Origin of the sequence: Ochrobactrum sp. RH2CCR150, assembly GCA_014138095.1 — a bacterium.
GTDB classification, from domain to species: domain Bacteria; phylum Pseudomonadota; class Alphaproteobacteria; order Rhizobiales; family Rhizobiaceae; genus Brucella; species Brucella gambitense.
Map to the genome: position 1 here is coordinate 256,874 of JACGXE010000003.1, position 22,814 is coordinate 279,687.

Below are 22,814 nucleotides of genomic sequence, written 5' to 3' on the forward strand. Positions count from 1 at the left end.
AAAATAAAGGCGTAAGGTCATGCAGACTGATCTGATAGCTCATCTGACCCTTGCAGCACCGGAGGTTCTCCTGGCTGTAGGCGCCTTGGCACTGCTTATGATCGGCGTGTTCTCTGGCGAGCGTGCAACCACGCTCGTCAACGGACTGTCCGTCGCAGTGCTGATTGCAGCGCTGGCACTGGTTGTTCTATTCCCGGCGAATGGTTCCGCTTTTGGCGGCGCCATCGTCAATGACGGCTTTGGCCGCTTCATGAAGGTGCTGACCCTGATCGGCTCCATCGTCACGCTCGTCATGTCGGTCGGTTTCGCCAAGGCGGAAAAATTCGACAAGTTCGAGTTCCCGGTCCTGATCGTCATCTCCACGCTCGGCATGCTGCTGATGGTGTCGGCATCCAACATGCTGTCGCTTTATCTCGGTCTCGAACTGCAGTCGCTGGCGCTTTACGTGCTGGCAGCGTTCAACCGTGACAGCGTTCGTTCGACGGAAGCCGGGCTGAAGTATTTCGTTCTCGGCTCACTGTCCTCGGGCATGCTGCTTTACGGCATCTCGCTTGTTTACGGTTATACCGGCCATATCGGCTTTACCGAAATCGCCCAGGCTGTTTCGGGCGGCCAGCGTGAGCTTGGTCTGGTGTTCGGTCTGGTCTTCATTCTGGCCGGTCTGGCATTCAAGATTTCCGCCGTTCCGTTCCATATGTGGACGCCGGACGTCTATGAAGGCGCGCCGACCCCGGTAACGGCCTTCTTTGCCGCCGCTCCGAAGATGGCCGCCATGGCGCTCATCATCCGCGTCGTCTCGGAAGCCTTTGCTCCGGTCACCCATGACTGGCAGCAGGTTGTGATCTTCATCGCAATCGCGTCGATGGTTCTGGGTGCCTTCGCCGCTATCGGCCAGCGCAACATCAAGCGTCTGATGGCTTATTCCTCCATCAGCCACATGGGCTATGCCCTTGTCGGTCTCGCTGCCGGTACGGCTGTTGGCGTGAAGGGCGTGGCGATCTACATGGCGATCTATCTTGCCATGACGCTCGGCACCTTTGCCTTCATTCTCGCCATGCGCACCAAGGACGGCAATGTCGAAAACATCGGTGATCTGGCCGGTCTGTCGCGCACCAATCCGGTGCTGGCAACGATCATGACGATCTTCCTGTTTTCGCTCGCCGGCATCCCGCCGATGGCTGGCTTCTTCGGCAAGTGGTACACCTTCCTCGCTGCTGTTCAGGCTGGTCTTTATCCGCTGGCGATCATCGGTATCGTGGCGTCGGTTGTGGGTGCGTTCTACTATCTGCGCATGATCAAGATCATGTGGTTCGATGAGCCGGTCGGCGGTTTCGTGCCGGTCGCGGGCGAGCTGCGTCTCGTTCTCGGCGTCACGGGTGCTTTCGTGCTCTTCTACGTCTTCCTTGCTGGCCCAATCGGCGGATTTGCCGAAGCCGCAGCAAAGACGTTCTTCTAAGTAAACGGCGGCAGGTGATTGAATGCATTTCGCGCTTTCGCCTGTCGCTGAAAATGCTGGCTACCGTCTCGAGGTTTTCGAGACGGTAGGCTCCACCAACGCGGTGGCTCTGGAACGGGCTACGGCAGGTGATCCGGGCAAGCTGTGGCTTGTCTCGAAAAGACAGGAAAGCGGGCGCGGAAGACGCGGGCGCGCCTGGTCTACACCGGAAGGCAATCTGGCCTCCACACTTCTTCTGATCGAATCCTACGAGTTGAAAACGGCGGCAACGCTCGGTTTTGTTGCAGGCCTGTCGCTCGCCGATGCGCTGGAAGCGGCTTTTGCTGCAACGGGACCAGCCGTGCCGCCGAAGATCGGTCTGAAATGGCCCAATGATGTTCTGCTGGACGGCGCAAAGCTGTCGGGCATTTTGCTGGAATCGTCGATTCTTGCGAAGGATCGCTTTGCAGTCGCCATCGGTATCGGCACCAATATAGTGGCTTTCCCCGATGATCTGCCCTATGCCGCGACCTCGCTGAATGCGCTTGGCAGCAAGTGCGATGCCGAGACATTGTTTGCAGCTCTTTCCGACGCATGGTCGGTCAATTACCGTATCTGGGACGAAGGGCGCGGGCTTGATGCCATTCGCAAACGCTGGCTGGAGCGTGCGCATGGTCTTGGCGGAAATGTCACCATGCAGGTTGAAGGCAACATCATCGAAGGCCGCTTCGAAACGATAGATGAAGCATGCCGTTTCGTGATCCGTGACAACGATGGCGGGCGCGTTACGGTCACAGCGGGTGATGTTTATTTTGGAACTGCTGCAACACTGCGGAAATAACAGCTTTCTTTTATCTTGCCGGGGTTGCAACTAAAGCCATTTAGGTCCAGTGGATGCGGCGAAAGCATGTCTCCCCGAAGTGGGATCAAGTTTTGACGCATCGGCCCGAAAATCGGAATCGATTTTTGGAAAGCTCGATGCGCAGATGGAAAGTCTTGGAGCGTTCTTTATGCCTCATTTCGGAGACCTAAAGAACGCTCCAAGCGCAAATTGATCCAGATACACTTTGCAAGCAGGTATAGTTACAAAGGAAATTTCATGGCCCGATCCAATACTCCGGAACTCGTCTTCCTGCCGCTCGGCGGCGTGGGCGAAATCGGCATGAATCTCGCTATGTACGGCTTCGGACCTGCTGATAATCGCGAATGGCTGGTCGTCGACATGGGCGTGAGCTTTGCCGGGCCGGAACAGCCGGGCGCCGACCTTATTCTGCCGGATATCCGCTATCTTGAAGCGGAAAAGAACAATGTGCGCGGTATCATCATTACCCACGCGCATGAAGACCATTTCGGCGCGCTGCTCGATCTGTGGCCACGTCTGAAGGTTCCGGTCTATGCGACGCCGTTTACCGCCGGTCTGCTTGAAGCCAAGCGTCAGGCGGAGTTTAGCGCGCCGGAAATTCCGATCACCATCTACAAGGCTGGTGAGAAGTTCGAGGTTGGCCCGTTCAAGGTTGAAGCGGTCGCCGTCACACACTCCATCCCGGAACCTGTATCGCTCGCGATTACAACTCCACTCGGTACGGTTGTGCATACGGGCGACTGGAAGATGGACCCGGAACCTTCGCTTGGTCCGGTCATCGACGAAGCACGTTTCCGCGCCATTGGTGACGCGGGCGTTTTGGCGCTGATCTGCGATTCCACCAATGCCATGCGCGAGGGTGAATCCCCGTCGGAACGTCAGGTCGGTGAAAGCCTGCGCGAACTGATCGAAAATGCACGTGGTCGTGTCGCGATCACCACCTTTTCTTCCAATGTGGGTCGTATTCGCTCCATCACTGAAGCGGCGCGCGATGCGGGTCGTCAGGTTCTGGTCGTCGGGCGTTCGATGAAGCGCGCGATCTCGGTTGCAACCGAGTTGGGCTATATGGAAGGCCTGCCGGAATATCTGAGCGAAGAGGATTACGGATATATTCCGCGTGAAAACGTGGTGATGATCCTGACCGGCAGTCAGGGCGAGCCCCGTGCAGCGCTTGCCAAACTGGCCCGCGATGAAATGCGCAGTCTGGCGCTGTCGCCGGGCGATACGGTCATTTACTCGTCGCGCGCCATTCCGGGCAATGAAAAGGCCATTCTTGATATCAAGAACCGCTTGATCGACCGTGGCGTCAAGATCATTGGCGACGACGATGCACTGGTGCATGTTTCCGGCCATCCGCGTCGCAGCGAATTGAAGCGCATGTATTCCTGGGTTCGCCCGCAGATTCTCGTTCCGGTGCATGGCGAAGCTGCGCATCTGGTGGCGCAGGGCTCGCTTGGCGCGATGGAAGGGATCGGTCAGGTTGCGCAGATCCGCAATGGCGACGTGCTGCGCCTGGCTCCCGGCAAGGCCGAAATCGTCGATGAAGCGCCGATTGGCCGTATCTACAAGGACGGCAAGCTGATCGGTGACGAAGAAGAGATCGGCATGGTCGAGCGTCGCAAGCTCGCCTATGTCGGCCATGTTGCCGTTTCGATCTTGCTCGACCGTGAGCACAAGTTGCTCGATGAGCCTGATCTTGTGACGTTCGGTCTGCCGGAAGAAGACGGTCAGGGCGAGCTGATGGAAGATATTCTCCTCGATGCGGTCGTTGAGGCAGTCGAGAGCATTCCGCGTGTCCGCCGCAAAGACGTCGAGCTGGTGCGTGAATCCGCGCGTCGCGCCGTGCGTGCTGCGGCAAATCAGACGTGGGGCAAAAAGCCGGTGGTGACCGTATTCGTGAATAGGATACGCTGACCCATCACTCGACAGGAATAGCAGCAAGGGAGGTGCTGATGCTCGAACGTTTGAACCATGTCGCGATTGCCGTTCCGGATATCGAGGCTGCGTCCGCGCTTTATCGTGGCAAACTGGCTGCAAATGTCGGTGCGCCGCAGGCCTTGCCGGAACACGGTGTGACCGTGGTTTTCATCGACGTCGGCAATACGAAGATCGAGCTGCTGGAACCTTTGGGCGAGGGATCGCCCATTGCGGCTTTCCTTGAAAAGAACCCTTCGGGCGGCGTGCATCATCTCTGCTATGAGGTGGAAGACATCATCGCCGCGCGGGATAAGCTCAAGGCGGAAGGTGCACGTATTCTCGGTGATGGAGAACCGAAGACCGGTGCGCACGGCAAACCGGTTCTTTTCCTGCACCCAAAGGACTTCAACGGCACACTGATCGAACTTGAGGAAGTGTAATCATGTCCATCATGTCCGGCATAGCGATCTATTTCATTATCTGGTGGACGGCGCTTTTCGCGCTGCTGCCCGTCGGTCTGCGGACGCAGGCTGAAGAAAACAATGTCACGCTCGGCACTGTGGCCAGCGCTCCGGCAACACCGCGCATCGGCCGTGCATTTCTGCGCACCACAGTTGTCGCTACGCTTATCTTCGCTGTCTATTATTATGTGACGCAGATCAGCGGTTTTGGTCTGGACGACATTCCGCATTTCTTCCCGGATCTGACATAAACGCATTCGCGAAATCCAATGAGAAAATCGAGGCTGCCTATAAATTAGGCAGCCTTTCTTTTATGCAGAGAAAGGGCTGTGTGCAGCCGAGACCTGAATCAAAAACTTACGATCTTAGCGTAACTCACTGAATTATATGGAGCTAAAGGAGTTCCGCGCACTGCGCTATATTCCGTTTGGGGGTGGTGGGGTGCCAAGAATAAAACTACTTTTACTTTGGCAACTTATTGAAAATATCCGCCTGCAAAAGCAGCTCGATAAATCCTACAAATTCAATGGGTTATTGCGCGGCTTTTTTTGAAAGTGGCGGTGAGGGCTGAGGTCCATGCAAATGCAAAAAAAAAGCAAGGCTTTCGCCTTGCTAATAAAATACGCGTTCGATCCGTTTCCATGTTACTGGCGGCTGCGTAGCTCGCGCCTGGATCCATCCTCCCAAGACTTTGACCGCGTGAAAACAACGGTTTTATTCCGTTGTTGCTCTTATGATGAAAAAAATAGCGAACTGCACAGCTTTTGTCACCAAAAATCTTCTTCAACGTCATAATTCTTTCGTGAAATTTTCCAAATGTTGATGATATATCTGTAATATATTGAAATTGAATGTGAATTCGGAAGCGGAGTTTTGCACCCTTGGGCCATTTACCTGCCTCTCATGCCTGTGGATGGTGAAAACCGCTCCGCGCAAAGCTTTTTCAAGCGGGTTTTCAACACAAGCATAACCCGATAAGAAACCTTCAAATATGCTTAATTTTTGCCTGATTCTTGAAGCAAGCAGGCATTCTCTCTGGATCGGTGGTTACGATGCGTTTGTCGCGGTATTTTTTGCCCATTCTGAAGGAAAATCCTAAAGAGGCGGAAATCGTCTCTCATAGGCTTATGCTGCGTTCGGGTATGATCCGCCAGCAGTCGGCAGGCATCTATTCGTGGCTCCCGATTGGCCTGAAGGTGCTGAACAAGGTCTGCGATATCATCCGTGAGGAGCAGAACCGCGCTGGCGCCAACGAAATCCTGATGCCGACGATCCAGTCCGCCGATCTTTGGCGTGAAAGCGGGCGTTATGACGCCTACGGCAAGGAAATGCTACGCATTCAGGACCGTCAGGAGCGCGAAATGCTCTTTGGTCCGACGAATGAAGAAATGGTCACGGATATTTTCCGTTCCTATGTGCGCTCCTACAAGGATCTGCCGCTCAATCTCTATCACATCCAGTGGAAGTTCCGCGACGAAGTCCGTCCGCGTTTCGGCGTGATGCGGTCGCGCGAGTTTCTGATGAAGGACGCCTATTCGTTTGACCTCGATTATGAGGGCGCGAAGATGGCCTATTACCGCATGTTCGTCTCTTACCTGCGCACGTTTGCTCGCGTCGGTCTGCAGGCAATCCCGATGCGTGCCGATACCGGCCCGATTGGCGGTGATCTGTCTCACGAATTCATTATTTTGGCTGAAACCGGCGAAAGCCAGGTCTATTGCGACAAGGCATATCTGGATCTGGCCGTGCCCGGCGCAGATACGGATTTCCGCAACGATGCCCAGCTCATTGATATCGTCAATCGCTGGACGACGCCTTATGCGGCAACCGACGAAATGCATGACGAGGCCGACTGGGCCAAGGTCAAGGCTGACGATCAGGTTTCGGCGCGTGGCATCGAAGTCGGTCACATCTTCCATTTCGGCACGAAATATTCCGAACCGATGGGCGCGAAGGTGCAGGGCCCGGATGGCAAGGAACATCTGGTGTCGATGGGCTCCTACGGCATCGGTCCTTCGCGTCTGGTGGCTGCCGCTATCGAAGCATTCCACGACGATGCGGGCATCATCTGGCCGAAGGCCATTGCACCGTTCGGCGCAGGCATCGTGAACATGAAGCCGGGCGATGAAGGTTGCGACGCTGTGAGCGAGAAGCTCTACGAAGCTCTGACCAATGCCGGTATCGATCCGCTTCTGGACGATACGGACGACCGTCCGGGCGCCAAGTTTGCTACCATGGACCTGATCGGCCTGCCGACGCAGGTCATCGTCGGTCCGCGCGGCGTTGCCGCTGGCGAGGTTGAAGTCAAGGATCGCAAGACCGGCGAACGACAGAACCTGACGGTGGAAGCCGCCATCAACATGCTGACGGCTGAAGCATGAGCGGCGCGGCGGCAGCAAAGTCCGAAGGGCAGGCCAAGGCAGCGGTAAAGCCGCCGAAGTCCGGCCCATTCTCGGCCTTCGAACGGATGATCGCGTGGCGATATCTGCGTGCGCGTCGCCGTGAGACATTCATTTCGGTTATTGCCGGGTTTTCTTTCACTGGCATCATGCTGGGCGTGGCGACACTCATCATCGTTATGGCGGTGATGAACGGTTTCCGCGCCGAGCTTCTGTCCCGTATTCTTGGCATTAACGGCCATCTGATCATGCAGCCGATTGATCGTCCGCTGGATGATTACGCCGATCTGATCAAGCGTATCGACGGCATTTCCGGCATCAAATTCGCTATTCCCGTTGTGGAGGGGCAAGCTCTGGTGCAGGGCACCATCGGCGCCGGCAATGGCGCGTTGGTTCGTGGTCTTCGTGAAGAAGACCTTGAAAAGCTGAAGCTCGTATCGGGCAATATTCGCCAGGGTACGCTGCAGGGCTTCGACCAGAGCGGTGGTGTCGCCATTGGCACGCGCATGGCCGAAAATCTCGGCCTGTCGATTGGGGATACGCTCCGGGTGATTTCGCCCGATGGCGATGTCACGCCATTTGGCGTTAATCCGCGAGTGAAAGCCTATCCGATTGTCGCGATCTTTGAGATCGGCATGTCGGAATACGATAATTCCATCGTGATGATGCCGCTTTCCGAAGCGCAGCTTTTCTTCAATCAGGAAGGAAAGGTGCAGTCGCTGGAAATCTTTGTCGATAATCCCGACAAGGTGGATGCGATGCGCGCACCGGTGGAAGAGGCGGCAGGTCGTCAGTTGACACTTGTTGACTGGCGTCAGCGCAATCAGACCTTCTTCTCGGCGCTGGAAGTCGAGCGCAACGTCATGTTCATGATCCTGACGCTGATCGTGCTTGTCGCCGCGCTTAATATCATTTCCGGTCTCATCATGCTGGTGAAGGACAAGGGGCATGATATTGCCATTCTACGCACCATGGGCGCGACACGCGGTGCGGTGATGCGCATATTCCTGATGACGGGCGCCGCCATCGGCGTGACCGGCACGGTCGCCGGTGTGGTGCTCGGCGTGGTCGTATGCCTGAATGTCGAGCGGCTGCGTGAGTTTTTCTCATGGCTGTCAGGCACCACGCTGTTTAATCCGGAACTCTATTTCCTGAGTCAGTTGCCAGCCAAGATGGACCCGGGCGAGACGATTTCTGTCATCGTCATGGCACTGGTTCTTTCCTTTATCGCCACCATTTTCCCGGCCTGGCGCGCTGCCAAGCTCGATCCGGTCGAAGCATTGAGGTACGAATAATGGCGGCTGAAATTATTCTGCGGCTGGAGAAGGTCAGTCGCGCCTATAAGGAAGTTGACCGGGAGCTGGTCATTCTGAAGGACGCCGATTTCACGCTGCGTCGCGGCGAGATGGTGGCGCTTGTTGCGCCATCCGGTGCAGGCAAGTCCACGCTGTTGCACACGGCGGGCCTTCTGGAACGTCCCGACCATGGCGATGTCTTTCTCGACGGCCGCTCCTGTAGCGCACTCTCCGATGACGACCGCACAGCGGTACGCCGCAACGATATCGGCTTCGTCTATCAGTTCCATCATCTGCTGCCAGAATTTTCCGCGTTGGAAAATGTGATGATGCCGCAGATGATCCGGGGTCTGACCAAGAAGTCCTCGGCGGAACGTGCGCAGCAATTGCTCGAATATATGAAGATCGGCAAGCGTGCTTCGCACCGTCCTGCCGAGCTGTCCGGTGGTGAACAGCAGCGTGTCGCCATTGCGCGCGCTGTTGCCAATGCGCCGCTTGTTCTGCTGGCCGACGAGCCGACGGGCAATCTCGATCCGACGACGTCGTCCTATGTGTTTGGCGCGCTGGAGGCCCTTGTGCGCCAGTCCGGCCTGGCGGCGCTGATCGCCACGCATAATCACGAGCTGGCCCGCCGCATGGACCGCCGTGTGACCTTGCAAGACGGCAAGGTCGTGGATCTGTAAGAGACGGCGACCACGCCCATCTATTTTCCCCAGCATTAAACCATTGAAACCGCAGGCGCGTGATACCGCCTGCGGTTGCGCGTTTATTATTCGTAAACCCTAAAGTAACTGGCGATACGAACAGGGTGTTGACTTTGGAACAAAAATAGAACAAAAATAGAACATACGTGAACACAGAGGAGTTTTCCACATGACCGATCTCGTCCACGACGTTTTGTCATTCGTCTCCGTCAGCCTGTTTATTGCAACCTTCGCCATCTGGGTCAGCGCGATCTGAAGTGACTGGCGCATATCTTCCAAAACCGAAAGCCGGTTATGGGCACTGATATGCGCAACAAAGCCCAGAGCGCGATGACTGAAGTTCGTCCTATCAAACGGGTCGAATGCAACGCGCTTTTGAGGGTTCTCTTGTGTACCCTTTCGATACCGGCGGCCGTCTCTCTGGACATCGCCGGGACATTCCCTGAAACTGAAAGCTCAAGGCGACAGAGTCGCCGGCGACCAGTCGCATTTCAGTAGGCGGTCCCATGAAACGGGTGTATGTCCACCCGCACGGTTCAGTTTGATCGGGGTAGATAGAATGAGTGATGCAGCAGCAGACAATGCAGCCGGTGGAAGCGTTTCCACGCCGCGTTTTGTGCATCTGCGCGTTCACTCGGCCTATTCCTTGCTCGAGGGCGCATTGCCGCTCGGCAAGGTCATCAAACAGGCGATTGCCGACCAGGCGCCGGCCATCGCGGTAACTGACACCAACAATCTGTTTGGTGCACTGGAATTTGCGCAGAAGGCATCGAAGGATGGTGTACAGCCGATCATTGGCTGTCAGGTCGATGTTGCCTTCGGCGATCACAATGACAACGGGCGCAGCGTCAATCGCAGGCTCGCGCTCGATCTGGCCCCTCTCGTCCTGCTTGCGTCGACGGAAGAGGGCTATGCGAATATCGTGCGGCTGGTCAGCCGCTCATTTCTGGATACGCCTGCAGGCGATCCGGTCCATATAGATGCAAGCTGGTTGCCAGCGCTGGCCAAGGACGTCATCGTCCTGTCGGGTGGGCCGCTTGGGCCGATCGGTCGCTCCTTTGCGGCAGACCGTCCAGACAGGGCGCAAGCGCGTCTGGCATTCCTGCACGAGACATTCGGCAATCGACTGTATGTCGAATTGCAGCGTTATGCAGGCTATGACCGCGCTCTGGAAGCCAAAACCGTTGCGCTTGCCTATGAGATGGAATTGCCTCTGGTTGCCACCAATGAGGCGTTCTTCCTCAAGGCGGAGGATTACGAAGCTCACGATGCGCTGCTGGCCATCGCGGAAGGCCAGATCCTTTCCAATGACGACCGCCGCCGCCTGACGCCGGATCATTATCTAAAGAGCCGTGCCGAGATGGCGGCGCTGTTTGCCGACTTGCCTGAGGCGCTGGAAAATACGATCGAGATTGCCGAGCGTTGCAGCTGGTACACACAAACCCGCGCTCCGATCCTGCCGCGCTTTACGGGGGAATCCGACGATCCGGAAGCCGCTGTGGCCGAAGAAGCGGGCGAACTGGCACGGCAGGCCCGCGAGGGCTTGCAGATGCGCATTGAAAGCGTAGGGCTCGCAGAAGGCTATACGGCGGAACAATATGCTGAACGTCTCGAATATGAGATCGGCATCATCACCCGAATGAAGTTCCCCGGCTACTTCCTGATCGTTGCCGACTTCATCAAATGGGCCAAGGCCCATGGCATTCCGGTCGGGCCGGGCCGTGGTTCGGGTGCGGGCTCGCTTGTCGCTTACGCGCTGACGATTACGGACGTCGATCCGCTGCGTTTCTCGCTGCTGTTTGAACGCTTCCTCAATCCCGACCGCGTTTCGATGCCCGACTTCGATATCGACTTCTGTCAGGATCGCCGTGAAGAGGTGATCCGCTACGTGCAGGAGAAGTACGGGCGCGATCAGGTAGCCCAGATCATCACTTTCGGTACGCTTCAGGCGCGCGCTGTGCTGCGCGACGTTGGCCGCGTTCTCGAAATGCCCTATGGCCAGGTGGATCGGCTCTGCAAGCTGGTACCGCAAAACCCGGCCAATCCGGTTTCTCTGGCGCAGGCTATCGAAACCGAGCCGAAGATTACCGAAGAGCGTGAGAAGGAACCGGTCGTCGGGCGGCTTCTCGATATGGCGCTCAAGCTTGAAGGCCTCTATCGCCACGCTTCGACCCACGCCGCCGGTATCGTGATTGGCGACCGTCCGTTGTCGGAATTGGTGCCGATGTATCGCGATCCGCGTTCCGATATGCCGGTCACTCAGTTCAATATGAAATGGGTGGAACAGGCCGGACTGGTCAAGTTCGACTTTCTCGGACTGAAGACGCTGACGGTTCTGGAAACGGCGGTCAAACTCGTCGCGCGCAAGGGGATCGAGATTGATCTGACTCGGCTCCCGTTTGACGACGAGCTGACCTATGAAATGCTGTCGCGCGGTGAGACCGTCGGCGTGTTCCAGGTTGAAAGTGCGGGCATGCGCAAGGCGCTGCTCGGCATGCGCCCGGACCGGATCGAGGACATTATTGCGCTCGTCGCGCTCTATCGCCCGGGTCCGATGGAGAACATCCCGACCTATAATGCGCGCAAGAATGGTGAAGAGGAAATCGCTTCCATTCACCCGAAGATCGACCATCTGATCAAGGAAACGCAAGGCGTTATCGTTTATCAGGAACAGGTGATGCAGATCGCGCAGGTGCTGTCGGGCTATTCGCTTGGTGAAGCTGACCTTTTGCGCCGCGCCATGGGTAAGAAAATCCGCGAGGAAATGGACAAGCAGCGCGTCCGTTTCGTCACCGGCGCTATCGATGGCGGTGTCGACAAGGCGCAGGCGAATATGATCTTCGATCTGCTCGCCAAGTTTGCCGATTACGGCTTCAACAAGTCGCACGCGGCGGCCTACGCCATTGTCTCCTACCAGACCGCCTATATGAAGGCGCATTACCCGGTCGAGTTTCTCGCCGCGTCGATGACCTACGATATGTCGAACACCGACAAGCTCAACGATTTCCGCCGTGAAGCGAATCGGCTGGGGATCGAGGTTGTGCCGCCATCGGTCATGAGCTCGTTCCGTCCGTTTGAAGTCGGTGAGAAGCAGATTTTTTATTCGCTGGCTGCCATCAAGGGCGTTGGTGAAGCCGCTGTCGATCATATCGTGGATGTGCGCGCTCAGAAGCCGTTTGAAAGCCTTGAGGATTTCTGCGAGCGGATCGATCCGAGGATCGTCAATCGCCGCGTGTTGGAAAGCCTGATCAATGCGGGTGCGATGGATTGTTTCAAGCGTGAGCGCCCGGCAATGAGCGCAGGCATGGACCGCATCATGGGCTTTGCCCAGCGCACGCAGGAAAACGCAGCCAGCGGCCAATCCGATATTTTCGGCTTGTCCGGCGCGCCGAAAGAGCAGCTCATCCTGCCGCAGGCAGCGCCGTGGCTGCCGTCGGAAATGCTGCATCGCGAGTTTCAGGCGGTCGGCTTCTATCTGTCGGCGCATCCGTTGGATGAATATCGTACCGTTCTCGATCGCATGCGCGTGCAAAGCTGGGCCGACTTCTCGGCTGCGGTGAAGCGCGGTGCCAATGCCGGGCGTCTGGCAGGCACGGTGACGGCGCGTCAGGAGCGCAAGACCCGCACCGGCAACAAGATGGGCATTGTGCAACTGTCGGATGCCAGCGGCCAGTTTGAAGCCGTGCTGTTTTCGGAAGGGCTCGCGCAATATCGCGATCTTCTGGAAAGCGGTAAATCGGTGGTGATCACGGTGCAGGCTGAAGACCGCCCGGAAGGGATTGGCTTGCGCATCCAGACTGTGCAGTCGCTGGAAGACGAGGCTTGCCGTATGCAAAAGGCCATGCGGCTTTACCTGCGCTCGGCGGAAGCCGTTCGCCATATCGCACCGCATTTCAACACGCGCGGTGATGGACAGGTCAGCCTTATCGTCATCAAGGATAATGGCCAGCGCGAAGTTGAAATCGAATTGCCGCATCGCTATCGCGTCAGTCCGCAGATCGCGAGCGCCATGAAAGCCATTCAGGGCGTCGTCGACGTGGAGCTGGTTTAAAGCAGTTCCAGCAAAGGTGTGAAGCGGTTTGCGCAGGAGAATGCGCTTTAAAAAGCCCGGTTGTGAGACCGGGCTTTTCTTTATACCACGGATGGTACGCCAAGCGCTTTGCGCACTTCTGGTGCAACCCTGGTGCCAAACAGCTCTATCGATTTCATCGTATATTTATGCGGCAGATTGCCGAGCGCCGTCTGGAGCAGAAAGCGGTCGTGCTTGAAGTAGCTGTGCTGGGTCAGGATCTTGTCGATGACCTGCTGCGGACTGCCCACCAGAAGCGAACCACGCGGTTCACGCATGGCATCGAATTGCTCTCGCGTGGTCGGCGGCCAGCCGCGTTCGCGGCCAAGTTTTGCCATGACATGCGAATAAGACGGATAAAACTCATCCGCCGCTTGTTGTGCATTTTCAGCGACATAGCCGTGCGAGTTGATTCCAACTTTGAGCTTCTCCGGCGCATGGCCGGCTTTTGCGCCGGCTTCACGATAGAAATCGGTCAGTTGTGCAAACCGCTCCGGATAACCGCCTATGATGGCGAGCCCCAATGGCAGCCCAAGCAGGGCGGCGCGACCAACCGAAGCTGGCGTGCCGCCGACAGCAAGCCATATGGGGAGTGTCTGCTGCACATCGCGAGGATAGACGCCACGCCCGTCGATGGCCGCACGCGTTGTCCCGGTCCAGCTCACGCGTTCATTGTCGCGAATGGTCAGAAGCAGATCGAGCTTCTCGGCAAAAAGCGTGTCGTAATCGTCGAGATTATACCCGAATAGCGGGAAGGATTCGATGAAGGACCCGCGTCCCGCCATGATTTCCGCGCGCCCGTTCGAAATCAGGTCGAGCGTGGCGAATTGCTGATAAACGCGCACGGGATCGTCGGACGAAAGAACGGTGACCGCACTCGTAAGCCGGATGTTTTTCGTTCGCGAGGCTGCGGCAGCCAGAACAACGGCGGGTGCGGATACGGAATAGTCGGGCCGATGGTGTTCGCCAAGGCCGAAAACATCGAGCCCCACCTGATCGGCCAGCTCGATCTCTTCGATGAGATTGCTGATGCGCTGTTGGGGGGAGATCGGCTTGCCGGTTTCCAGGTCTGGGCCAAGATCGCCAAAGGTGTAGATTCCCAGTTCCATGAGGTCTCCGCCTGTTGTTACTCAATCAATAAAGCCGGATGACATTTGCCACCCGGCTTTGATGCTAAAGCAGTTCTCGATCTACTTCGATAGGATCGAACGCGATCGCGAGGCTATAATCAATAGGCAGCGGTGAAGCGCTTGCCGATATGCTTGCCCTGTTCGGCTTCATCCACAATGGCGACAGCCAGATCGGCGACCGAAATGACGCTCTCGCCCTTGTCGTTGAAAACCGGTTCGTCGCCGCCAAGACGATACTTGCCTGTACGTTCGCCCGGCTGAAGCATGATTGCAGGGGATACGAAGGTCCAGTCGAGACCGCTTTCCGCGCGCAGTTCGTTCAGCGCTTCGCGAGCGCCCAGAGCGCCTTCTTTCCATTCTGCAGGAAACTCGGCAGAATCGACAAGCTGCTGACCATTGATCGACAGGCTGCCCGCGCCGCCGACGGCGATGAGGCGCTTGACGCCTGCCTTTTTTGCGGCTTCGTTGATTGAGCGGCTGCCCTTGATGTGGTTTTCACGAATATTCGTGTCGCCCCAGCCCGGATTGAAAGCGGAAATGATGATGTCCTGTCCGGAAAGCTGCTTGGCCAGCGCGTCCGTGTCGTACACGTCCGTCTTGACTGCGGTCACATTGGCAAGTTTTTCCACCTTTTCCGGGTGGCGAACCAGCGCTGTAACTTGATGACCGCGCGATGCTGCTTCCTTGAGGATTGCAGCGCCAACAAAACCCGTCGCGCCGATGAGTGCGATTTTAGCCATTCCAGTTCCTTCCTTACGCTTTCATAGCGTTGTGTTATAAGGTATGTTTAATAAGCAGGTTATTTCTGGTAACTACATATGTCAGGCTTGAGGGCTTGTGAAGAACGCACTTCTACATGGGCAGGAAACATGGAAGTAACCGTCCAAAAGGCAAGACGATCAGCGTTGGAACAATCCGGATCATGGCAGGAGTTCGCCAGCGCGAGGGCTGATCCAAGGTCTGAACCTTGAAACCGGGAGGCAAGATTGAAGCATCCGGTTTGATCCGACGAAGCGAGTATGTGATAAGAATGACTATGACGATACCGACACGACCAGACGCCAAGACGCCGCTCCTGTCTTCAACACCGGCCTTTGAGGCGGACGGCAAGGGTTCTTGCCCGATCCGTGATGTCCTCGACCGTGTGGGTGACACTTGGAGCATTCTTGTCGTCTTCAGCTTGCAGAGCGGCTCCATGCGTTTCAACGCCTTACGGCGGGAAATTGAAGGAATCTCGCAACGTATGCTGACCGTTACGCTGCGTTCGCTTGAACGCGACGGGCTGGTGTCGCGGCATGTGCGCCCGACGTCACCGCCGGAGGTGGAGTATTCGCTGACCGAACTGGGCCATTCGCTGGCGGGGCCTGTCGACAGTTTGGGACAATGGGCAGTCGCAAACCGGACGGCGCTGCGCAGCGCTCGCTCCCGTTTCGATCGTGAACAGGAATAGTTGGCTGGAACTGAATCCTGTCCGGCACGTTGGCCTTGGGGCGGCGTAACAGGAGGAGAATCCATGCCTGCAAAATCTCAAGCCCAGCAGAAAGCTGCCGGTGCTGCACTTGCGGCCAAGCGCGGCGAGATCAAGGTTGGCGAGCTTTTCGGCGCATCGAAGGAAATGTATGAATCGATGACCGAGAAGGAACTGGAAGAATTTGCCGAGACCAAGCGCAAAGGCCTGCCTGAGCACGTCGAAGACAAAAAGAGCACCTGACTTGTGATCAGGTGCACCGTTCGGTTTGGCAGTCGCCGTTGGGCTTATTCAGCGGCTTTGGTTTGAACCAGCTCGATGGCGGTCAGCTTGCCATTGGTGATGCCGCAACGCAGGTTGACGCCATCCCATTTATAGCCGGTGCTCTTAATGCGCGCTTCGCCCGGCACCGAAATGACGGCTGAGACCTTGCGTGGGTCCTTTGTACTGAATTTCGACGACGTATCATTGGTCGTTGCTGATGAAATATCGTCCTTGGTGAAGCCCAGACGGTCGTATTTTTTGTCTTTCTTCACCAGATCATAGCCGCTGGCCACGCAGTCGGCCACCTGTGGCGAGGCATGCTGGTCCTTGACCAATGTCTGGTAATTACCCGTAAAATCTTTCGAGCGCTTCGGAACGGCGTCTGCGTGGGCAGCGCTCGCGAAGCCGATTGCGCAAATGGTGGAAAGTATAATTTTGGTCAATTGCATGCCCCACATCCTTTTCGGAAACCGTGCAAAATAAGCAACAAGAGCGGTCCCAACGATTCTATCCTAATCAGAACCGTTCTGGAATCGATAATACGGCATCAGAGTAGAAACCGGATTTGGATTTTTTTATGAATTCCGGGCGGTTAGAGTAAAACTCTCGTGACTAGATCCTGAGCCTGGCTCACTGGCATATGCGTGCCGTGCAGCTTTTACCGTGACACCCCTGATCGAGATGCATGTTGGTGCGATGCGCCGCGTCGCCATCGGGGCCGATGACGGTCATGAATAGCTTGCAGCTTGCACCATGTACGGCATGCCAGAAGGCCTTTTCCTTGTCGGCTCCGTTCCAGCCGCTTTCTAGCTCCGTCTTGCTGCCGTCCGAGAATGTGAAGGACATGATGTCGAGTGCATTGCCAAAGGCATGTTCGGAGACGCGGCCCGTCGATGCGCCGTTCACCTTGCGGCATTGATAATCCGAGCCGGTGCCGATCTGCGTAATCTTGACGTCCTTGCCGTAGATATCTTGCGCTGCATTTTTCACGTCGTTGCTCCATTGGGCGAGTGTCACCGCCATGGCGCAGTTTGTCGTGACAGGGTTTGCGAGCTTGAGCGGTTCATCCTTGCCGATTGCCGTCAGTGATAGCGGCGAATGAACGCCGCATTGCGCGCCATCCTCGATGGGCGACAGGAGCTTGCCTTCCACTTCGCCGGAAATGAGCGCAGGGCAGGCCACCTGATAAACGCGCTCATCAGGCGCAGGCTTCGCGGGTTCAGGCTGCTTTGGCTTCGCCTGTTCCGGCGGGGTTGGTTTTTCAGGCGGAACGATGACGGCAGGCTGCGCCTCGTTTTTCGGTGCGGGTTTCTCATCCGGTTTCGGCTCAGGGGCTGGCGTCGGAGTGGGCACTGGCGCTGCCTCCGGGACCGGTTCTGGTCGGGGAGCAGGCGTCGGAACGGGAACAACCACAGGCAATGCCGACTGGGATGTCGGTTTTTCGGGCGCTTTCTGTTCCTGTCGGGGGGCAGGCTGCCTGCTTTGCCGCTTCTTTTGCGGCTTCGCTGACGGACGCTTGCGTTGCTGCTTTGCCTTTTGCGCATCGCGTTTCAGGATTTTTTCGATGAATGTCTGCGCCTGGGCGGGCTGAGGATAAAGGACCGCCGCTCCAGCGGGAGCGAACAAACTGAGGGTGAGAACTGCGGCAATCGAATCTTTGTGGGATAGGAAACGGGGCAGGACCAGCAACACCGATGAACACCTCATCTTTTACAGCCCCGACTGCATAATGCGGTAAACAGAGGCCGCGTTCCTTCACGCTTGATGGCAATATGTTGCAAAAGAGGGCGAAAAACGCTTTAAACGCCCGGTTATCAGGGCTTTGGCAAGCGTTCGAACTTGACAAGATGACATGCACATGACTAAAAGCCCGGCATCGCTGGCGCTTTAACGCGCTGGCGTTTCATTTGACGTGTCCCGTGGATGGAGATCGCTGCTGCGCGCTTCATCCTGTCAGTCCTCGAAAACGGAGGGCAGAGGAGGGCGCGTTTCCTGTCTGCGCCGTATGGCGCACTAACTTTTTGAAGGAAATGCGATGAGCAAGCGCGAATCCGCAAAGTATAAGATTGACCGCCGTCTTGGCGAAAACATCTGGGGCCGTCCTAAGTCCCCGGTTAACCGTCGTGAATATGGCCCGGGCCAGCACGGCCAGCGCCGCAAGGGCAAGCTCTCGGACTTCGGTGTGCAGCTGCGCGCCAAGCAGAAGCTCAAGGGCTTCTACGGCGATATCTCGGAAAAGCAGTTCCGCAAGACCTATGACGAAGCCGCTCGCCGTAAGGGCGACACGGGTGAAAACCTGATCGGTCTTCTCGAATCGCGTCTGGATGCTGTTGTGTACCGCGCAAAGTTCGTTCCGACGATCTTCGCTGCACGCCAGTTCATCAACCACGGTCACGTGAACGTGAACGGCCGTCGCGTCAACATCCAGTCCTTCCGCCTGAAGGCCGGTGACGTTGTTGAAGTTCGTGAAAAGTCGAAGCAGCTGGTTGTTGTTCTCGAAGCTGTTCAGCTCGCAGAACGCGATGTACCTGACTACATCGAAGCAGATCACAACAAGATGGTTGCGACCTACGCCCGCGTTCCGACCCTGACGGATGTGCCTTACGCCGTCCAGATGGAACCGAACCTCGTCGTCGAATTCTATTCGCGTTAATCTGGTCGCCTTCGGGCACCACTTATCGCAAAGAAATGGCCGCCCATGGTTTCCCCATGGGCGGCTTTTCTGTATGTAAAGCGCAGTAAGAGACAGCATCCGAGAAGAACCATGAACGCTTTCGATCTGAACATTGCGCCCGAGAATTCGCCCGGTATCTCGGAAGACACCAGCGGAGACGGTTGCCATGCGCTGTTTCGCGAAGTGCCCACTTCGGTTGAATTCAACAAGCTGCGCAAGCGCCTTCTGCGTCTGACGCGTCAGGCTATCGAAGACTTTGCTATGGTGAAGCCCGGCGAGCGCTGGATGATCTGTCTGTCCGGCGGCAAGGATTCCTACGGCCTGCTGGCGCTGCTTCTCGACCTCAAATGGCGCGGCCTGCTGCCGGTGGAACTGCTGGCCGTCAATCTGGATCAGGGACAGCCGAATTTTCCAAAGCACATCCTGCCCGACTTCCTGAATCGCTATGGTATTGAGCACCGCATCGAATATCAGGACACTTATTCGATCGTGACGGAAAAGCTGCCAGAGACCAGCACCTATTGCTCGCTCTGTTCGCGTCTGCGTCGCGGCAACCTTTATCGCATCGCGCGCGAGGAAGGCTGCTCGGCCATTGTTCTCGGGCATCATCGCGAGGATATCCTCGAAACCTTCTTCATGAACCTGTTCCATGGCGGGCGTCTTGCCGCCATGCCGCCCAAGCTTCTGAACGACGAAGGCGACCTGATGGTTTTCCGCCCGCTGGCCTATGCCGCGGAAGACGACCTTGAGAAGTTTGCAACGGCCATGCAGTTTCCGATCATTCCCTGCGATCTGTGCGGCAGCCAGGAAGGGCTCCAGCGCAACGCCATGAAGGCCATGCTGACGGATATCGAAAAGCGCATGCCGGGCCGTAAGGACACGATGATCCGCGCCATGACCAATGTGCGCCCGAGCCACCTTCTGGACCGTAAGCTGTTCGATTTCGCAGGCCTGATGGCTGGCCCGCATGAGGAGAAGAATGAGGGGAATGACAGTGCGCTTTGATGAAGGCCAGATTGACTGGCTTGCCGATCTTTTGGCAGAGGCTGCCCAACAGGAAATCATGCCGCGTTTCCGCACGCTTGATGCGGACGATATCCGGCAGAAAACGTCACCAGCCGATCTGGTAACGGAAGCCGACGTCAATGCAGAGCGCTTTATCACCGCGAAGCTGAAAGAGCGTTATCCCGATGCGATGATCGTGGGTGAGGAAGCCTGTTCCGACAATCCAGCTTTGCTCGACGGGCTTGGCGATGCCGATTTTGCTTTCACCATCGATCCGGTGGACGGCACGTTCAACTTTGCGTCCGGCGTGCCGCTGTTCGGTGTGATGCTGGCCGTTGTGTCGAAGGGCGAGACTGTGGCGGGTATCATTCATGATCCGGTCGGTAATGATTGGATCATGGCAACAAAGGGTAGCGGCAGCTATATCCGTCATGCCAATGGCAGCACGCGCAAAGTGTGTGTTGCTGAACCCGCCGCTATCAACCAGATGACAGGCTCGATCTCGTGGCAATATACGGCGGAGCCGACACGCTCACGTCTCGCGCGCAATCACACGAAATTTCTGTCGCAGATCGGTTATCGCTGCGCGGCGCATGAATATCGCATTCTCGCGACTGGCGGCGCGCATTTCGCGGTCTATAACAAGCTCATGCCGTGGGATCATCTACCGGGCGCGTTGATCCATCAGGAAGCGGGCGGCCATCTCGCACGCTGGGACGGCAGCGAATATCACCCGTCGCATATCGGTGGCGGCATCTTGGCTGCGCCGAGCAAGGAAAGCTGGCAGGCCATTCAGGCTGCGCTCTGGGAAGAGTAAAAATAAAACCCGCCGGAATGGCGGGTTTTTTATTATCGTTGAAAATCAACCGACCACATGTTCGGCAGGCGGGTTTTGCACCCGAAACAGTTTGCCGCGTTCGGCGATCAGCACGCAGATGAGCGCGACGAAGCCAAGTACGCCATAGCCCATGGCGACAGGTGTGGTGGTGCCATCAAAGGCCTGACCGATGATCGCGCCAAGCGCGGCACCAATGACCGTTTGGGCAAAGCCCAGCACAGACGAGGCCGTGCCTGCCACTTCGCCAAGCGGCTCCATGGCGAGTGCATTGAAATTGGCGGTCACGAGGCTGAACGAGAACATGATGGTCATGTAGATCGCCATCAGCAGCGGGAACGGCACAGGATCGACAAGCACAATCGACAGCACCATCCAGAGCAGGCTGAAACTGGTAAAAACCAGCAGCATCGTCTGGGAAATGCGGCGCATACCGTAACGCCCGACCAGTCGGGAGTTGAGGAATGAAGCGAGTGCCAGCGTCATGGCAACCGCTGCAAAGGCCAGCGGAAACAAAGACCCAAGCTTGTAGATTTCCACGAAGATCTGCTGGGCCGAGTTGATATAGCCGAACAGCGCGCCAAGGATGAACGACGTGCCGAGCATGTAGAACAGCGCGACGCGGTTGGAAAGCACGATGCCGAAACCGCCGATCACGCTACTGACGGTCAGCGGACGGCGCTGGTCGGTCGGAAGCGTTTCCGGCAGCCGGATGAAGGCCCAGATGCCGATAATGATCGCCATGATGGCCATGGAGAGGAAGATGAGGTGCCATTCGCCGAACAGCATGATCAGCTGTCCGGTGGCTGGGGCGACGACCGGCAGGATCATGAAGATCATCATCACCAGTGACATGACCTCCGCCATCTGGCGTCCGGCAAAGCGGTCACGAACCACCGAAACCGCAATGACACGCGTTCCGGCTGCACCGAGCCCCTGAAGCACGCGCAGAATGATGAGCGTGGTGAAATCCGTGACCATGGCCGCGCCGAGCGCTGCCAGTACGTAGATCACCAGTCCGCCGAACAGTGGCGCGCGACGGCCAAAACGGTCGCTGAGCGGTCCGTAGAAGAGCTGCGAGACACCAAAGCCGAGCAGATAGGCGGTGATCACGAATTGCACGTGGTTTTCCGACTGCACACCGAGGCTCGCGCCAATCTGCGGCAGGCCGGGCAGCATGATATCAACTGCCAGCGCATTGATGGCCATAACAGCTGCGATCAGTGCAATGAATTCGCCGCGCCCGTGTATGGAGGTCTTTTGATCTGGCGAGGCGTTCTTTATGTCGATCGGCATGACTGACATTCCTTGGCATAATGACGCGCCGCGGCCTGAAAAGGGCGGTGCGAACGTCGAAATTTCGAAAATGGGGCACCCGGCAGAAGCTGCCGTCGGATAAAAACGAAAAGGCGCCGATGAACGGCGCCTTTATAAAAAGCTAAGACTAAAGCCGTATGACCGGCTATTAATCCTCAAGCAGCCTTGGTGGCAATACCTTTATCGGTAAAAAGTGCTTGTAGCTCGTTGGACTGGAACATTTCGCGCACGATGTCGCAGCCGCCAACGAATTCACCCTTCACATAAAGCTGCGGGATGGTCGGCCAGCTGGAATATTCCTTGATGCCCTGACGAATCTCGTCTGAGGCGAGCACGTTCACGCCCTTATAGTCGACGCCAAGATAGTCGAGGATCTGAACGACCTGACCGGAAAAGCCGCACTGCGGAAAGCCGGGCGTGCCCTTCATGAAAAGCACGACGTCGTTTGTCTTCACTTCATTGTCGATGAAATCGTTAATGCCGGTCATCTCGTTTCCTTTCAGAGCGTGCGCCCAATGTCGTCAGAACATATGGGGCGTCATCACGCGTCAAACAAACTTGCCGGGTCGTTTTCCGGCACAATTGGGAGGTCCCTCCCAATATAATCATTTACATGCTCGTAACCACCCCGTTTGGGCGAAAGCAAGTCAAATACGCGCGAAGCGCCGGATTTAAGGGGGCAACATCTTGCCGCAGCAGACACCGCCCACTCAATAAAGCGCTTGCCTTATTCCGGCACGCTGGTCTGCAGGGCGAGCGCGTGAAGCACGCCGCCCATATTGCCCTTCAACGCGTCATAGACCATCTGATGCTGCTGCACGCGCGACTTGCCGCGGAAACTCTCCGCGATCACTTCGGCTGCATAATGATCCCCGTCTCCGGCAAGGTCGCGGATCGTCACCTTTGCGCCGGGAATCCCTTCGCGTATCAGTTTTTCGATCTCATGAGCGTCCATAGCCATGCAAAAACTCCCGCCGTT

General features: G+C 56.8%; 22 protein-coding genes. 14 read left to right on the forward strand and 8 right to left on the reverse strand.

Translation table 11 applies throughout. From position 1 onward, the window contains the following. Positions 1–19 precede the first annotated feature (19 nt). From nuoN to FHW03_RS08780, 5 genes are all read left to right on the forward strand, one after another. Positions 20–1,456, forward strand: a complete 1,437-nt coding sequence (gene nuoN, locus FHW03_RS08760) for an NADH-quinone oxidoreductase subunit NuoN (RefSeq protein ID WP_182520282.1) — start codon at positions 20–22, stop codon at positions 1,454–1,456. Between the two features lie 22 nt (positions 1,457–1,478). Continuing rightward, complete coding sequence (locus tag FHW03_RS08765) at positions 1,479–2,276, forward strand: biotin--[acetyl-CoA-carboxylase] ligase (RefSeq protein WP_182520283.1); 798 nt, start codon at positions 1,479–1,481, stop codon at positions 2,274–2,276. Positions 2,277–2,534: 258 nt separating this feature from the next. Beyond that, positions 2,535–4,211: a ribonuclease J gene (locus FHW03_RS08770; protein WP_078338435.1), complete on the forward strand. Its 1,677-nt coding sequence runs from the start codon at positions 2,535–2,537 to the stop codon at positions 4,209–4,211. A gap of 38 nt (positions 4,212–4,249) precedes the next feature. Then, on the forward strand, positions 4,250–4,654 hold the full coding sequence (mce, locus tag FHW03_RS08775; RefSeq protein ID WP_121535839.1) for a methylmalonyl-CoA epimerase: 405 nt from the start codon (positions 4,250–4,252) through the stop codon (positions 4,652–4,654). Positions 4,655–4,656: 2 nt separating this feature from the next. Then, positions 4,657–4,926, forward strand: a complete 270-nt coding sequence (locus FHW03_RS08780; RefSeq protein WP_182520284.1) for a DUF1467 family protein — start codon at positions 4,657–4,659, stop codon at positions 4,924–4,926. 272 nt (positions 4,927–5,198) lie between these two features. Here the strand turns inward: FHW03_RS08780 and FHW03_RS08785 are convergent, their stop codons facing one another. Next, positions 5,199–5,468, reverse strand: a complete 270-nt coding sequence (locus tag FHW03_RS08785; RefSeq protein WP_182520285.1) for a hypothetical protein — start codon at positions 5,466–5,468, stop codon at positions 5,199–5,201. 259 nt (positions 5,469–5,727) lie between these two features. Between FHW03_RS08785 and proS the strand changes: the two genes are divergently transcribed. From proS to dnaE, 4 genes are all read left to right on the forward strand, one after another. Then, positions 5,728–7,056 (forward strand): proline--tRNA ligase, encoded by a 1,329-nt coding sequence (gene proS / locus FHW03_RS08790; RefSeq protein WP_182520286.1) that lies wholly within the window; start codon positions 5,728–5,730, stop codon positions 7,054–7,056. Beyond that, positions 7,053–8,369, forward strand: a complete 1,317-nt coding sequence (locus FHW03_RS08795) for a lipoprotein-releasing ABC transporter permease subunit (protein WP_182520287.1) — start codon at positions 7,053–7,055, stop codon at positions 8,367–8,369. The genes proS and FHW03_RS08795 overlap by 4 nt, the downstream gene beginning before the upstream one ends. Further along, entirely contained in the window at positions 8,369–9,052 is a 684-nt protein-coding gene (locus tag FHW03_RS08800; RefSeq protein WP_078338440.1) for an ABC transporter ATP-binding protein, read from the forward strand. The genes FHW03_RS08795 and FHW03_RS08800 overlap by 1 nt, the downstream gene beginning before the upstream one ends. 580 nt (positions 9,053–9,632) lie before the next feature. Further along, positions 9,633–13,124, forward strand: a complete 3,492-nt coding sequence (gene dnaE, locus FHW03_RS08805; RefSeq protein ID WP_182520288.1) for a DNA polymerase III subunit alpha — start codon at positions 9,633–9,635, stop codon at positions 13,122–13,124. A gap of 80 nt (positions 13,125–13,204) precedes the next feature. Here the strand turns inward: dnaE and FHW03_RS08810 are convergent, their stop codons facing one another. Further along, positions 13,205–14,251 (reverse strand): LLM class flavin-dependent oxidoreductase, encoded by a 1,047-nt coding sequence (locus FHW03_RS08810; RefSeq protein WP_182520289.1) that lies wholly within the window; start codon positions 14,249–14,251, stop codon positions 13,205–13,207. A gap of 119 nt (positions 14,252–14,370) precedes the next feature. After that, positions 14,371–15,012: an NAD(P)-dependent oxidoreductase gene (locus tag FHW03_RS08815; RefSeq protein WP_182520290.1), complete on the reverse strand. Its 642-nt coding sequence runs from the start codon at positions 15,010–15,012 to the stop codon at positions 14,371–14,373. A gap of 296 nt (positions 15,013–15,308) precedes the next feature. On the opposite strand from FHW03_RS08815, the gene FHW03_RS08820 reads away from it, so the two are divergent. Together FHW03_RS08820 and FHW03_RS08825 are read left to right on the forward strand one after the other, a co-directional pair. Then, positions 15,309–15,722 carry a helix-turn-helix domain-containing protein gene (locus FHW03_RS08820; RefSeq protein ID WP_182520475.1) on the forward strand — a complete coding sequence of 138 codons (414 nt, stop codon included), beginning with the start codon at positions 15,309–15,311 and terminating at the stop codon, positions 15,720–15,722. Between the two features lie 63 nt (positions 15,723–15,785). Further along, positions 15,786–15,983, forward strand: a complete 198-nt coding sequence (locus FHW03_RS08825) for a DUF3008 family protein (protein WP_182520291.1) — start codon at positions 15,786–15,788, stop codon at positions 15,981–15,983. Between the two features lie 44 nt (positions 15,984–16,027). Here the strand turns inward: FHW03_RS08825 and bspC are convergent, their stop codons facing one another. Both bspC and FHW03_RS08835 read right to left on the reverse strand, forming a co-directional pair. After that, complete coding sequence (gene bspC, locus FHW03_RS08830; RefSeq protein ID WP_078338645.1) at positions 16,028–16,453, reverse strand: type IV secretion system effector BspC; 426 nt, start codon at positions 16,451–16,453, stop codon at positions 16,028–16,030. A 181-nt stretch (positions 16,454–16,634) separates the two neighbouring features. After that, entirely contained in the window at positions 16,635–17,711 is a 1,077-nt protein-coding gene (locus tag FHW03_RS08835; RefSeq protein WP_182520292.1) for an extensin family protein, read from the reverse strand. Positions 17,712–18,039: 328 nt separating this feature from the next. Here FHW03_RS08835 and rpsD point away from each other — a divergent pair, with 328 nt between their 5' ends. The 3 genes from rpsD to FHW03_RS08850 all read left to right on the forward strand — a co-directional run bounded on the left by rpsD (position 18,040) and on the right by FHW03_RS08850 (position 20,500). Beyond that, positions 18,040–18,657 (forward strand): 30S ribosomal protein S4, encoded by a 618-nt coding sequence (rpsD, locus tag FHW03_RS08840; protein WP_078338446.1) that lies wholly within the window; start codon positions 18,040–18,042, stop codon positions 18,655–18,657. 111 nt (positions 18,658–18,768) lie between these two features. Beyond that, entirely contained in the window at positions 18,769–19,683 is a 915-nt protein-coding gene (gene ttcA / locus FHW03_RS08845; RefSeq protein WP_377514457.1) for a tRNA 2-thiocytidine(32) synthetase TtcA, read from the forward strand. After that, entirely contained in the window at positions 19,673–20,500 is an 828-nt protein-coding gene (locus tag FHW03_RS08850) for an inositol monophosphatase family protein (RefSeq protein WP_182520477.1), read from the forward strand. Before ttcA ends, FHW03_RS08850 begins: the two co-directional genes overlap by 11 nt. A 45-nt stretch (positions 20,501–20,545) precedes the next feature. Here the strand turns inward: FHW03_RS08850 and FHW03_RS08855 are convergent, their stop codons facing one another. From FHW03_RS08855 to FHW03_RS08865, 3 genes are all read right to left on the reverse strand, one after another. Beyond that, positions 20,546–21,814, reverse strand: coding sequence for a multidrug effflux MFS transporter (locus FHW03_RS08855; RefSeq protein ID WP_182520293.1), 1,269 nt, complete (start codon positions 21,812–21,814; stop codon positions 20,546–20,548). 176 nt (positions 21,815–21,990) lie between these two features. Next, positions 21,991–22,323, reverse strand: coding sequence for a Grx4 family monothiol glutaredoxin (gene grxD, locus FHW03_RS08860; RefSeq protein ID WP_078338449.1), 333 nt, complete (start codon positions 22,321–22,323; stop codon positions 21,991–21,993). A gap of 239 nt (positions 22,324–22,562) precedes the next feature. Beyond that, entirely contained in the window at positions 22,563–22,796 is a 234-nt protein-coding gene (locus FHW03_RS08865) for a BolA/IbaG family iron-sulfur metabolism protein (RefSeq protein ID WP_105541658.1), read from the reverse strand. Between the last annotated feature and the right edge of the window lie 18 nt (positions 22,797–22,814).